Source organism: Oligosphaera ethanolica (assembly GCF_030814695.1).
GTDB classification, from domain to species: Bacteria; Verrucomicrobiota; Lentisphaeria; order Oligosphaerales; family Oligosphaeraceae; genus Oligosphaera; species Oligosphaera ethanolica.
Genome location: NZ_JAUSVL010000001.1, coordinates 2,826,830 through 2,840,391, shown reverse-complemented (window position 1 = coordinate 2,840,391; position 13,562 = coordinate 2,826,830). Strand labels below are relative to the sequence as shown.

At 61.1% G+C, this 13,562-nt stretch carries 9 protein-coding genes; all 9 read left to right on the top strand.

Features of this window, described 5'->3' with window-relative positions; all coding sequences use genetic code 11:
* Nucleotides 1–464: 464 nt before the first annotated feature.
* The 9 genes from J3R75_RS09805 (at nucleotide 465) to J3R75_RS09765 (ending at nucleotide 13,427) form a co-directional block, all read left to right on the top strand.
* Nucleotides 465–2,945 carry a glycogen/starch/alpha-glucan phosphorylase gene (locus J3R75_RS09805; RefSeq protein WP_307261350.1) on the top strand — a complete coding sequence of 827 codons (2,481 nt, stop codon included), beginning with the start codon at nucleotides 465–467 and terminating at the stop codon, nucleotides 2,943–2,945.
* A 77-nt stretch (nucleotides 2,946–3,022) separates the two neighbouring features.
* A complete protein-coding gene (locus J3R75_RS09800) occupies nucleotides 3,023–3,838 on the top strand; it encodes an HAD-IIA family hydrolase (protein WP_307261349.1) in 816 nt (271 codons plus the stop codon).
* Entirely contained in the window at nucleotides 3,835–5,214 is a 1,380-nt protein-coding gene (locus J3R75_RS09795; protein ID WP_307261348.1) for a PFL family protein, read from the top strand. The genes J3R75_RS09800 and J3R75_RS09795 overlap by 4 nt, the downstream gene beginning before the upstream one ends.
* A 972-nt stretch (nucleotides 5,215–6,186) precedes the next feature.
* A complete protein-coding gene (locus J3R75_RS09790; RefSeq protein ID WP_307261347.1) occupies nucleotides 6,187–6,933 on the top strand; it encodes a metallophosphoesterase family protein in 747 nt (248 codons plus the stop codon).
* 29 nt (nucleotides 6,934–6,962) lie between these two features.
* The gene (locus J3R75_RS09785) at nucleotides 6,963–7,994 is read left to right on the top strand and encodes a glycosyltransferase family 9 protein (protein WP_307261346.1); all 1,032 of its coding nucleotides are present in this window, start codon (nucleotides 6,963–6,965) and stop codon (nucleotides 7,992–7,994) included.
* Between the two features lie 10 nt (nucleotides 7,995–8,004).
* Nucleotides 8,005–8,946 (top strand): hypothetical protein, encoded by a 942-nt coding sequence (locus tag J3R75_RS09780; protein ID WP_307261345.1) that lies wholly within the window; start codon nucleotides 8,005–8,007, stop codon nucleotides 8,944–8,946.
* Nucleotides 8,947–8,951: 5 nt separating this feature from the next.
* The gene (sppA, locus tag J3R75_RS09775; protein ID WP_307261344.1) at nucleotides 8,952–10,130 is read left to right on the top strand and encodes a signal peptide peptidase SppA; all 1,179 of its coding nucleotides are present in this window, start codon (nucleotides 8,952–8,954) and stop codon (nucleotides 10,128–10,130) included.
* A 68-nt stretch (nucleotides 10,131–10,198) separates the two neighbouring features.
* Nucleotides 10,199–11,956, top strand: a complete 1,758-nt coding sequence (locus tag J3R75_RS09770) for an extracellular solute-binding protein (RefSeq protein ID WP_307261343.1) — start codon at nucleotides 10,199–10,201, stop codon at nucleotides 11,954–11,956.
* A gap of 13 nt (nucleotides 11,957–11,969) precedes the next feature.
* The gene (locus tag J3R75_RS09765) at nucleotides 11,970–13,427 is read left to right on the top strand and encodes a metallophosphoesterase (RefSeq protein ID WP_307261342.1); all 1,458 of its coding nucleotides are present in this window, start codon (nucleotides 11,970–11,972) and stop codon (nucleotides 13,425–13,427) included.
* Nucleotides 13,428–13,562 lie beyond the last annotated feature (135 nt).

The window sequence follows — 13,562 nt, the reverse complement described above, 5'->3', positions numbered from 1 at the left end:
TCTCGCCGTCCTCGTCATCCACGCCGACCGTACCCGGCTCGTCTCCCAGCCGTGGAGTGGGCGTCTCGCCCACTCCGACAAGACGGCTCATTATACCGTCCTCGTCATCCACGCCGACCGTACCCGACCCGTCTCCCAGCCGTGGTGCGGGCGTCCCGCCCGCACCATCACGATAGGTTAGCTCCTCGCACGACACCCGAACAGCCCCACGCTGACGTTTCCGACCTGTCCCCTCCCGCGTCCATGTTCCGGCCGTGGTGCGAGCATCGTCCCGGGGCGTCGCCGCGAGGGCGCCACATTGGCGAGGCGAGGCGCGTCCCACCGCGCCAGACAGAGGCATGTCGTGCAGCCAATATCAATGAGTGACCGATTACCGGTTTGCTGACCGCAATCGGCTTTCCTCCTTGTATATGCGGCACTTAGGAAGCATATTATGACAATTACCCAAATGGAGAAAATAAGCTATGACCGATAAAAAAGTTAGCGCCGGCCAACCCCGCATCCGCATGGATGCCGATGGCCTCCGCGACGACTTCGAATGGCACCTCAGATATACCCTCGCTGCCAGCCCTGACGAACTGACCGACTTGGAAAGATACCTCGCCTTCTCCTTCGCCATCAGAGACCGCCTCGTCGAACGCTGGATCAATACCCAGGACGCATACCGACACGCCAACGTCAGACAGGTCTACTACCTGTCACTCGAATTCCTCATCGGCAGGCTCCTCACCACCTACGTCCAAAACCTCCAGCTCGAAAAAGAAGCCAAAAAGGTCCTCAGCGACAAGGAAATCAGCTGGGAAAAAATCCGCGACGTCGAAACCGACGCCGGTCTCGGCAACGGCGGCCTCGGACGCCTCGCCGCCTGCTTCATGGATTCCATGGCCACCATGAAACTGCCCTGCATGGGCTACGGCCTCCGCTACGACTACGGCATCTTCAAACAAAAAATTGTCAATGGCGCCCAAGTCGAAGAGCCCGACAACTGGCGCCGCAACGGCTACTCCTGGGAAATCAAGCGCCCCAAACTCAGCGTCCATGTCCAGTTCGGCGGCCAGGCCGTCATCGTCGACATCCACGGCCGCAAGGTCTGGCGCTGGTCCCCCAGCGAACGCGTCATTGGCGTGCCCTTCGACCTGCCCGTCGTCGCCTACGGCGGCAAAAATGTCAATACCGTCCGCCTCTGGTCCGCCCAGGCTGACAATGAATTCGACTTCGAGGACTTCAACCGCGGCTCCTACATCGAAGCCGTCGAAACCAAGGTGATTGCCGAAAACCTCACCAAAGTCCTCTACCCCAACGACGACAACGACCAGGGCAAGGAGCTGCGCCTGCGCCAGCAGTATTTCTTCGTCGCCTGCACCCTCCGCGATATCATCCGCAATTTCCGCGCCAACAACGACGACTGGCGCCGCCTGCCCGAAAAAGTCTTCATCCAGCTCAATGACACCCACCCCACCCTCGTCATCCCCGAACTCATGCGCATCCTCCTCGACGAAGAGGACATGCCCTGGGACGACGCCTGGCACATCGTCTGCGAATGCGTCGGCTACACCAACCACACTGTCCTCCCCGAAGCACTTGAGCGCTGGGGACTGCCCCTCTTCGCCCGCATGCTGCCCCGACACATGCAGATCATCTTCGAAATCAACAGCCGCTTCCTCCGCTTCGTCAGCTCACACTACCCCGGCGACATCAACCGCCTTCGCCGCATGAGCATCATCGAAGAAGGCAACGTCCAAAAGGTCTGCATGGCCAACCTCGCCCTCATCGGCGCCAAAAAGGTCAACGGCGTCGCCAAAATACACTCCGAAATCCTCAAAAATGACATCTTCCGCGACTTTGCCGAACTCTGGCCAGACAAATTCACCAACGTCACCAACGGCATCACCCCGCGACGCTGGCTGCTCAAGGCCAACCCCGGCCTGGCCGCGCTCATCAGCAAAAATATCGGCAACGCATGGATCAGCAATCTGGCCGAACTGAAAAAACTCAAACCCCTGGCTGACGACAATGGCTTCCTCGACGAATTCTACGCCGTCAAGCAACAGAACAAGGTCGCGCTGGCCAAGGTCATCAAAGACACCCTCAATCTGGTCGTCGACCCCGAGTCCATCTTCGACGTGCAGGTCAAGCGCATGCACGAGTACAAACGCCAGCTGCTGCTGACCCTGTACATCATCATGCTCTACAACCGCCTGGTCGAAAACCCCGGCATGGACATTCATCCGCGCACCTTCATTTTCTCCGGCAAATCCGCCCCGGGCTACGCCACGGCCAAACTGGTCATCCGCCTCATCCACGGCGTCAGCGAGCTCATCAACAACCACCCGAGCATCCGCAAAAAGCTCACCGTGGCCTTCCTGCCCGATTACCGCGTGTCCCTGGCCGAAGCCATCATCCCGGCCGCCAACCTCAGCGAACAGATTTCACTCGCCGGCACCGAGGCATCCGGCACTGGCAATATGAAGCTCATGCTCAATGGCGCCCTCACCATCGGCACCATGGACGGTGCCAACGTCGAAATCCACGAGGAAGTCGGCGATGACAATATCTTCATCTTCGGCCTCCGCGCCAACGACGTGCCGACCTTCCGCCGCACCTACTCGCCTCTGGATGTCTACAACCACGACCTCGAAATCCAGCACGTGCTCGAAAATATCCGCAAAAACGTCTTCAGCATGCTCACGCCAGGCATCTTCGATCCCTTGCTGCGCAATCTCCTCGACCAGGGCGACTACTACATGCACCTGGCCGACCTCCGCGAGTATGCCAACACCCAGGACAAGGTCGATGCCCTCTACCGCAAACGCCGGGAATGGGACCGCCGCGCCGTCATCAACGTCGCCAGCGCTGGCAAATTTTCCTCCGACCGCGCCATCGCCGAATACGCGAAGAACATCTGGAATCTCCAGCCCTTCGATATTCCCGATGACAAGCCCTGACCCCCCGCGCGGCGACGACAGCCGAGAAAAGTCGGCAAAACCGAGCACACCCACACCAGCCACGCCCTTGTTACGCCATGACTCCAACCACCACCACGCCCCAAGCCAAACTCATCCTCTTCGACCTCGACGGCACGCTCTACCTTGACGGCGTGCTCTTCCCCGGCGTCAAAGAGCTGATCAGCAAAATCCGCCACTCGTCCCTCGACTACGGCTTCCTCACCAATAATAGCTCCATCGGCCCGGGCGCCTACTACCACAAGCTACGCAAACTCGGTCTCGAACTCGCTCACCGCAATGTCGTCACTAGCTGCGAAGCAACGTGCCTCATGCTCAAAAAACTCCAGGTTGGCCCCGAAATCTACATCCTCGGCACCCGCAAATTCCGCGCTTACCTGGAAAGCCAGGGCTTCGTCCACAGCTTCGACCAAGCCAAGGCCCTGCTCATCGGCTTTGACAAGGAGCTGACCTTCGCCAAGCTCACCGAAGCGACCAAGCTGGTCCTGGCCGGCCTGCCCATCTACGCGTCCCACCCCGACCAGGTCTGCCCAGGCCCCTTTCCCGACGCCGGCATGCTCATCGAGTACTTCAAAGCCGCCCGCCCCGGCACCATCATCCAAGCCATCGCCGGCAAACCCCACCACTGGCTCGTTGACCTCATCAGCGAGCGCTTCCAAGTCCGCCCCGAGGAAATCATCATGGTCGGCGACCGCGTCAACACCGACATGCGCTTCGCCCAAAACTTCGGCATGCGCTCCATGCTTGTCCTCAATGGCTGCCCCATGCCCACCCTCGGCGACGTCAAACCAACCCTCATCCTTGAACATATCAACCACCTCACCGACCAGTTCTGGCCGGCAAAGCTCGGCTGGTGCCAGGAAAACACACCATGATTAGCTCCGATCAAATCATCAACACCGTCGATATGGTCCAAAAGGAAAATCTCGACGTCCGCACCATCACCATGGGCATCAATCTGATGGACTGCCGACACCAGGAAGTCAATGTCATGTGCCGCCGCGTCGTTGACAAAATCGAACGCTACGCCGGACAGCTCGTCGATACCTGCGAAACCATGGTCAATAAATACGGCGTGCCCATCGTCAACAAACGCATCGCCGTCAGCCCCGCCGCCGATGTCGCCGCTGGCCACGGCCCCGACGGCTTCGTCGCCCTCGCCAAAGCACTCGACCAGGGCGCCCGTTCCGTCGGCATCGACTTCATCGGCGGCTACAGCGCACAAGTCCAGAAAGGCTGCAGCGCCGCCGATCAAACCCTGCTCGAAACCCTCCCCGAAGCCATGATCAGCACCGCCAAGGTCTGCTCCTCCATCAATGTCGCCTCAAGCCGCGCCGGCATCAACATGAAAGCCGTCGGCCAACTCGGCCATATCCTCAAAGACATGGCCGAAAAAAGCCGCGACCAGGACGGCTTCGCCTGCGCCAAACTCGTCATCTTCGCCAACCAACCCGAAGATAACCCCTTCATGGCCGGCGCCTACCACGGCCACGGCGAACCCGAAGCCGTCATCAACGTCGGCGTCAGCGGACCCGGCGTCGTCCTCCGCGCCCTCGAACGCCGCATCGCCCGCGAAGGCGCCGAAAACCTCGGCCTCGATGACCTCGCCGAAGAAATCAAGCAGACTAGCTGCCGCGTCACCCGCTGCGGCGAACTCATCGGCCGCGAAGTCGCCAAGGCACTCAAAATCAACTTCGGCATCGTCGATCTCTCACTGGCACCAACACCGAAGGTCGGCGACAGTATCGGCGAAATCCTCCAGATCCTCGGCATGGACGCCATCGGCGCGCCCGGCTCCACCGCCTGCATCGCCATGCTCAACGACGCCGTCAAAAAAGGCGGCGCCTTCGCCTCGCAGTCCGTCGGCGGCCTGAGCGGCGCTTTCATTCCCGTCTGCGAAGACTCCGCACTCTCCGCCGCCGCCGCCAATGGCGAACTCACCCTCGAAAAACTCGAAGCCATGACCTGCGTCTGCTCCGTCGGCCTCGATATGATCGCCATCCCCGGCGATACCCCCCCAGAAACTATCGCCGCCATGATCGCCGACGAAATGGCCATCGGCATGATCAACAAGAAAACCACCGCCGTCCGCTTCATCCCCGTCCCCGGCAAAAAAGCCGGCGACCGCGTCGAATTCGGCGGCCTCTTCGGCGGCGGCACCGTCATGCACGTACCCAATGCCGGTAAATCCGCACGCTTCATCCGCTTCGGTGGACATATCCCCGCACCTATCCACAGCCTCAATAATTGACCGATCAGACCGATCAGACCGATCAGACCGATCAGACTGATCCGACTGATCAAATCGTCGATCGGTCCGATCCGTCCGATCCGTCCGATCCGTCCGCGATAAAAGACAGAAGACCAGACCGATCAGCCAAATTCGGCCCGCAGGGCCGCACCATGCATAACCCTGGGTGAGGCGCCCGTAGGGCGCCGCAACCCAGGGCAGAAGAAACAAAAAAGGTCAGCGCCCGGAGGGCGCCACCCCCCACAAAGCGTGCGAGCGACCAATAGCGCCCAGCGGTAACATCCGTCCGATCCGTCCGATCCGTCCGCGATAAAAGACAGAAGATCAGACCGATCAGCCAAATTCGGCCCGCAGGGCCGCACCATGCATAACCCTGGGTGAGGCGCCCGGAGGGCGCCGCAACCCAGGGCAGAAGAAACAAAAAAGGTCAGCGCCCGGAGGGCGCCACCCCCCACAAAGCGTGCGAGCGACCAATAGCGCCCAGCGGTAACATCCGTCCGATCCGTCCGATCCGTCCGCGATAAAAGACAGAAGATCAGACCGATCAGACCGATCAGCCAAATTCGGCCCGCAGGGCCGCACCATGCATAACCCTGGGTGAGGCGCCCGTAGGGCGCCGCAACCCAGGGCAGAAGAAACAAAAAAGGTCAGCGCCCGGAGGGCGCCACCCCCCACAAAGCGTGCGAACGACCATTAGCGCCCAGCGGTAACATCCGTCCGATCCGCCCGCTCTCTCCGATTTCACCGCGTCCGCCGGTTGCATAGTCTGCCAAGATGGAATAAAGTTAGTGTTTGCATCCGGTCGCCGGCAAGGGCTTCCGGCTTAACCCGAATACCGACCACGCCCGCCCGACATAGCTTGCCCTGTGCCGCCGGCTGCGGGGGGATTTCAGTCAGAGAATGAGTAGCCAACGGCCTTCCCGTGCTATCAGCCACCGGGGTGCGCCCCATGCATACAGGTAGCCAGTCATCATGAAATATGCAATTCTGGGCGATATCCATAGCAACTTGGAGGCACTGACCGCCGTCCTTGCCAGAGCAGCTGAACTCAAGGTCGATAGCTATGTCTGCATCGGCGATGTCGTCGGCTACAATTCGAACCCCCACGAGTGCATGGAAATCCTCCGCGGCCTCAAACCCGAAGCCGTCATCAAAGGCAATCACGACGACTACGTCGCCAATCTCCAGCTCGAACTCTACGGCTTCAACCCCCAGGCCGCCCAGGCCGTCAAATGGACCCGCTCCCAAATCAGCGAAGAAGAGCGCCTCTGGCTTGAAGACCTGCCCTACACCAAGGACATCATCAAACCTGGCGGCGTCCGTTTCCAGCTCGTCCATGGCACGCTCGACAACCCCCGCATGTGGGGCTACATCTTCGACCGCTACAGCGCCGAAACCTGCCTCCAGTACCAAAGCATGCCCCTCTGCTTCTGTGGCCACACCCACACGCCCATGCTCTATGTCAAAAGCCAGCAGGAAGTGACCGCCAGCAGCTTCGAAGAGGTGCGGATCATGCCAAACCACAAGTACCTCGTCAACGTCGGCAGCGTCGGCCAACCCCGCGATGGCGATATCCGGGCGTCCTTCGCCACCTACGACACCAAAGACAACACTGTCGCCCTGCACCGCGTCCCCTACGATATCGAAACCTGCCAGCAAAAAATACTCGACGCCGGTCTGCCCTCGCGCCTCGCTGAACGCCTCGGCTACGGCTGCTGACGCGACCGCGCCACCACGGAGAACCGGCATTGCGCATCCTGGTCGTAAAACCTAGCAGCCTCGGCGATGTCATTCACACCTTCCCCGCCGTCGACCTCATCCGGCGCTCGCTGCCCGAAGCACCCAGGATCACCTGGGTCGTCAACGACAAGCTCGCCGCCATCACCGCACTCTGCCCCGGCATCGACCGCGTCGTCAAATTCCCCCGCCACCAACTCGCTTCCGCAAGGGCTCTGCGCAATTTCGTCAAAGACCTCCAGGCCGAACCCTACGACCTCGCCATTGACTTCCAAGGACTCCTCCGCAGCGGCATCATCAGCCGACTCAGCAAGGCCCCACGCCGCGCCGGCTTCAAACACGCCCGCGAAGGCGCCTGGCTCTTTTACACGGAAAAATACAGCGTGCCCGCCGACATCCGCCACGCCGTCGCCAAAAATCTCTCGCTCGTACGGCAGGTCCTCCCCAGCGACGCCCCCGAACGACGGCCGCCACTGGCCATCCCCAGCGCGCAACGCGCCGAAGCGTCAGCCCTGCTGACCAAACTCCATGGCACGGGCCCCATCCTCGCCGTCGGCTTCTCCTCGCGCTGGCCAAGCAAAAACTGGCCGCTGGCCTTCTTCGCCGCCGTCCTTGACGAATGCGCGCGGCGTCAACCCGGCCTGCGTTGCTGGCTCCTCGGCGCCCCCAACGAACAAGCCGATGGTGAAAAACTCCGCGCCATGACTATAATCTGCCAGCCAACGAACCTCGCCGGCAGCACCGCTGTCTTAACTCTCGCTGCACTCCTGGAACAGTCGCAGGCACTGCTCACCAATGACAGCGGCCCCATGCACATCGCCGCCGCGCTGGGCTTGCCCTGCGTCGCCCTCTTCGGCGCCACCGATCCGACCCTCACCGGCCCCTACGGCGAAGAAGGCCTGCACCAGATCATTCACAGCCAATGCCCCAACAGCCCCTGTTTCCAGCGCGTCTGCCCCACCAGCCCCGGCGAGTGCTGCAAAGGCTGGGACCCCGCAGCCGTCGCTGATACCATCATCACCAAACTGCAGCGCCATACATAGGACCATCATCATGCATTCATCAACCCGATCCCTCTGGCTGCTCCCCGCACTACTCCTCCTCGTCCTCGCCCATAACGCCGCCGCCCAAATCGGGCTGCGCCTGGACGCCAAATTCAAACGCTACCTGCGTTATGAAAAAATCGACCTCACCCTGCTGATCCACAACTACAGCGGCAATACCCTCATCTTCGGCGGCGAAGACCTCCAGGATTCCGGCAAACTCACCTTCACCATCGACACCCAGTCCCGAAACATCGTCTCGCTCCTGGATCCCAACGCCAATCCCCTCCGCGGCATCATCCTCCGCCCCGGCGAACGCCGCGAACTCACCCTCACCCTCAACGCGCTCTATGACCTGCAACGCGAGGACGTCTATACCGTCTCCGCCAACGTCGAACACGCCCGCCTCCCAAATATCCACCAGTCAAACTCCACGACTTTCGAAGTCCGCGAAGGAACCCGCATCCTGGAAAAAAACATCGGCTTGCCTGCCGATAATGACACCGCCCTGATCGCCAGCCTGCAAGTCTCACTCATGCTCTTCAATGACGGCATCGGCACCATCTACTGCCTACGCGTCGAAGATGACGACAATGTCTACGGCACTTTCCGCATCGGCCCCTATATCTCCGGCTCAAAACCACAGATGGACGCCGACAGCAGCAGCGCCATCCATGTCCTCGTCCAAGTACGCCCAAGACTCTACTCATACGCCATCTACAGCATGGTCGCCGGCGAAGTGAAACTCCGCCAACAACAGTACTACGTCTCTGAAACCGGCATCCCAACCCTCTCCAGAGATACCGGCTACCTCAAAGTCCTCTACGGACGACTCGCCCGCGAAGGCGTCGATTACGAACTCAGAGACGACTACGGCACCCGGGAAAGAAGCTCCCGCCGTACCCCCGGCCCCGCAAATATCATCCCAAACAATTCTCAGCTGGAGAAGTGACGATCATGAACGACAACACCGATCAAAACGCCACCACCAGCCCAGCAGCAGCCAATTACCAACCGCCCATGCCCACACCGCCGCCGCCCATGCCCACACCGCCGCCGCCACCACCGTCCGCACAGCCGCCCTGCTGCCCGCTGCTCCATCAACAGCCGCCACCACGCAAAAGCCGCGCCGGCAAAATCGGCTGCCTGTTGGCAATCATCTTTTGCGCCATCGCCTTCTTCGCCACCATGGCCGTCATCGGCGCCATCACCAGCGCCATGGACAAATTCGATTTCACCTCGGGCAACACTATCACCAAACCCGCCCCAAAGATTGTCACCGAAGTCATCCGACCAGGCTTCGGCCTGGACACCATCGCCGTCATCAGCGTCAACGGCGTCATCACTTCGTCGGACATCTATCAAGCCGCCAGCGCCCGCCGCATCTGCAATGAACTGCGCTACGCCCGCGAGGACGACAGCGTCGTCGCCATCATCATCGACATGAATACCCCCGGCGGCGAAGTCACCGCCAGCGACGAAATCCTCAACGAGGTCCGCCAATGCCGCGACGCCGGCAAGCCCGTCGTCACCTGCATGCACGCCATCGGTGCCAGCGGCGGCTACTTTATCGCCTCCGGCAGCGACTGGATCATCGCCAACCGCCATACTTTCACCGGCAGTATCGGCGTCATCATGTCCACCCTCAACTACACCGCCCTGCTAGACAAAATCGGCGTCCAGTCCGAAGTCTACCGCTCCGGAGCCATGAAAGACATGCTCAACGGCGGCAGACCACGCACCGAACTCGAAAAAACATACGTCCAAGAACTGATCCTCAAGACTTTCACCGAATTCGCCCAGGTCGTCGCCGACGGCCGCAGCAAGGCCTTTGTCAACGTCGATGCCGTCAAAGCCGCCACCTTCGCCGACGGGCGCGTCCTCACTGGCGACAGCGCCCTCCAGGAAGGCCTTATCGACCAACTCGGCTACTTCGACGACGCCATCGCCAAAGCCACCGAACTCAGCAACGCCACCGCCCCGGCCATCGTCTCCTACTCGCAGCGGGCGTCTTTCCTCGATGTCCTGCTGTCCATGAAGCTGCCCGGCGCCTTCGACCTACGCCAAATCGCCCCCGTCCGCGGCGTCACCATCGAACCGGGCAAGCCGTACTTCCTCGCCCCGGAATTCCTCTGAACCAGCCGCCAACGACCACGCCGCCATCCCGCCCCGAGTAACAGCAACCGACTCCCAGAGGTCCTTCTATGCGACATTTCACCCTGGCGTTCTTCGCCGCCCTGACCGCCGCCCTCTGCGCTGACCAGTTCTTCCCCGTCAACAGCAGCACGCAGCGACCAGACCCCGTCGCTAGCCCCTACGCCGTACCCGGCGGCAGCATCACCGAGTACCTCGGACCATCACCCAAAAGCCTTAACTACTACCTCGACAACAACATGATGAGCGCCAAAGTCTTCGACGCGCTCTTCGAGTCACTCGTCGGCATGGACGCCGATACCCTCGAATACGACCGCGCTATCGCCAAAAAATGGTCCATCTCCGACGACAAGCTCACTTTCACGTTCTGGATCGATGAAAATGCCCGCTGGAGCGACGGCAAGCCAATCACCGCCGAAGACGTCGTCTGGACCTACCAAACCGTCCTTGATCCCAAAAACCTCACCGGACCACATAAGCTCAGCCTGGAAAGACTCCACGCGCCCGAAATCGTCGACAACGGCACCGCCGTCCGCTTCCGCGCCAAGGAGGTCCACTGGCAGAACCTCGGTGCCGCCGGCGGCTTCAGCATCCTGCCCAAGCACGTCTTCGCCGGCAAGGACTTCAATCAGCTCAATTTCGACTTCCCCGTGGTCTCCGGCCCCTACCGCGTCAAAGAAATCCGCGAGGGCTTCCACCTCGTCCTCGAACGCCGCCACGACTGGTGGCGCCGACAATGGCCCGCGCACCAGGGCATCCACAACTTCCAGGAAATCAAATACCGTTTCTTCGAAGACCGCAACAACGCCTTCGAGGCCTTCGTCAAGGGCGAGATCGACGTCTTCGCCGTCTACACCGCCAGCCAGTGGCACCAGATCGAAACCAAGATCAGCGCCATCCGCAACAACTGGATCGTCAAACAGGCCATCCACAATTCCCGCCCCGTCGGCTTCCAGGGCTTCGCCATGAATATGCGCCGGCCGCCCTTTGATGACGTCCGCGTCCGCAAGGCCATGGCCCTGCTCCTCGATCGCGAAACCATGAACCAGACCATGATGTACAACCAGTACTTCCTCCACCGCTCATACTGGGAAGACCTCTACGACGACCAACACCCCTGCCCCAACCAACTCGTCCCCTACGACAAACAGGCCGCCCGCGCACTCCTCGCCGAAGCCGGCTGGGCCGCCAACCCCGCCACCGGCATCCTCGAAAAAAACGCCCAGCCACTCCAGTTCACGTTCCTCAACCGCGACGAAGTCTCCAATAAATTCCTCGCCGTCTTCGACGCCGCCCTTAAGGACGTCGGCATCAAAATGACCGTCCAAAATAAAGACTGGTCCGCCTGGGCCAAGGACATGGACGCCTTCAGCTTCGATATGACCTGGGCCGCCTGGGGCGCCGGTCTCTTCAAAAACCCCGAAGGCATGTGGGCCAGCAAAGAAGCCGACCGACCCGCTGGCAGCAATATCACCGGCTTCAAAAACAACGACGTCGACGCCATCATCGACAAACAAAAAAACATCTTCAATGTCCAAGAACGCCACGAGCTCTGCCGCCAGCTCGACGCTATCGTCTTCAACCAACACCCCTACGCACTACTCTGGAATATCAATTACACCCGCCTCCTCTACTGGAACAAATTCGGCACCCCACCCACCGTCCTCGGCAAATACAGCGACGAAAGCACTGCCTACTGGTGGTACGACGAAGACGCCGACGCCGAGCTCAAGGACGCCATGAACAACAACCGCCCACTACCCAAGCCACCAGCCGATGTCTGGTTCAATAAGGCTATTGCCAAATAAACGGCCACCCACTATGCGCATCGCCATCATCGCCGACAGCCATTTCAGCTCCACCAACGCCATCACCTGCGGCAAACGCCACTGCGGCATCGCGGACATCATCATGCGCCGCGCCGCTTTCCGCATCAAGCGCCTCATCAAACCCGACGCCGTCATCCTCCTCGGCGATCTCATCAACGACGGCGACGCCAACAACGGCCCCGCCGACCTCGCCGCACTCTTCACCCACACCAAACTCATCGACGCCCCTACCATCGCCATCCCCGGCAATCACGACGGCAGCGCCGACGCCTTCTACCAGGTCTTCCCCAAACCCGCCGCCATCACTGACATCGCCGGCGTCCGCTTCGTCATCAATGCCGAGCACGACGAAGAACGCCCCGGCTACAACGCCTGGCGCGCCCCCGCCGGCTGCGATCTCCTCGCCGCCGCCCGCAAAGACTGGTCCGGCCCCATCGTCGCCCTCCAGCATGTGCCGCTGTTCCCCCCCGGCAGCTGCAACAGCCCATATCACTACAGCAATGCCGACGATCTATGCCAAAGCATGGCCGCGAAGGGCGTCACCCTCGCCATTAGCGCCCATTACCACCACGGCGTCCCCCTCTTCGCCCACAACGACGTCAACTATCTCGTCGCGCCCGCCCTTTGCGAAACGCCCTTCCCCATCACTGTCGTCGATATCGACGGCCAAAACGTCAGCACCCACAGCGAATGCCTGCGCATGCCCGCCGATCTCCAGCTCGTCGATACCCACATGCACACCCGCTTCGCCTACTGCAACGAAAATATGGCCCCCGAACGCATCGCCGCCTTCGCCGACGCCTTCGGTATCGCCTCCTTCCGCATCACCGAACACTCCGGCCACCTGCTCTACAGCAGCAAAGACTACTACGCCGCCCAAGACCGCGATCTGCCCGCAACCACCGCCGACCGCCGCCTTGACGACTTCTTCGCCGCCATGGCCGCCGCCAATATCCCCACCGCCTGGACCGGCCTCGAAATCGACGCCCGCAGCGACGGCCAGCCCCTCCTCAGCCAAACCGACTGGAACAAGGCCGCCTTCCGCATCGGCGCCATGCACCAGCTGCCATCCATCCACCGCAAACTCGCCGTCAGCGAAGACCAGCGGCGCGACGAATTCCTCGCCATCCACAACACTTTCCTCCGCTGCGGTTTCACCAGCCTCGCCCATCCCTTCCGCGTCTTCCGCCGCGGCAAACTGCCTATCCCTCCAGGATGCTTCAAACCCCTCGTCGCCATGCTCAAACAAACCAACACCGCCGCCGAAATCAACTTCCATACCAACGAGCCGCCCGCCGACTTCTTCCGCCTCTGCATCGCCAACGGCGTCAAACTCACCCTCGGCAGCGACGCCCATAATCTCTACGAAATCGGCGACTTCGCTCTCCACCTCGACTTCCTCCGCCAATGCGGCGTCGACACCAACCTCCGCGACGTCCTCGCCCTCTGACCACAGCGCCGCTACCACCCACCATTTGTCATCCCGCCATCAGCGACTATCTTGTACCATGGTCGGCAAGCGGCGTAGCAATCGCCTTTCCGCACTTCGCCACGCCCGACCAACCGCGGCATCATGGCCCCTTCA

Excerpts from the sequence above, each read along its gene's own strand:
- J3R75_RS09780 (WP_307261345.1), top strand. The coding sequence starts at position 8,005 with ATGCATTCATCAACCCGATCCCTCTGGCTGCTCCCCGCACTACTCCTC.
- J3R75_RS09800 (WP_307261349.1), top strand. The coding sequence starts at position 3,023 with ATGACTCCAACCACCACCACGCCCCAAGCCAAACTCATCCTCTTCGAC.
- J3R75_RS09770 (WP_307261343.1), top strand. The coding sequence starts at position 10,199 with ATGCGACATTTCACCCTGGCGTTCTTCGCCGCCCTGACCGCCGCCCTC.
- sppA (WP_307261344.1), top strand. The coding sequence starts at position 8,952 with ATGAACGACAACACCGATCAAAACGCCACCACCAGCCCAGCAGCAGCC.
- J3R75_RS09795 (WP_307261348.1), top strand. The coding sequence starts at position 3,835 with ATGATTAGCTCCGATCAAATCATCAACACCGTCGATATGGTCCAAAAG.
- J3R75_RS09790 (WP_307261347.1), top strand. The coding sequence starts at position 6,187 with ATGAAATATGCAATTCTGGGCGATATCCATAGCAACTTGGAGGCACTG.
- J3R75_RS09805 (WP_307261350.1), top strand. The coding sequence starts at position 465 with ATGACCGATAAAAAAGTTAGCGCCGGCCAACCCCGCATCCGCATGGAT.
- J3R75_RS09765 (WP_307261342.1), top strand. The coding sequence starts at position 11,970 with ATGCGCATCGCCATCATCGCCGACAGCCATTTCAGCTCCACCAACGCC.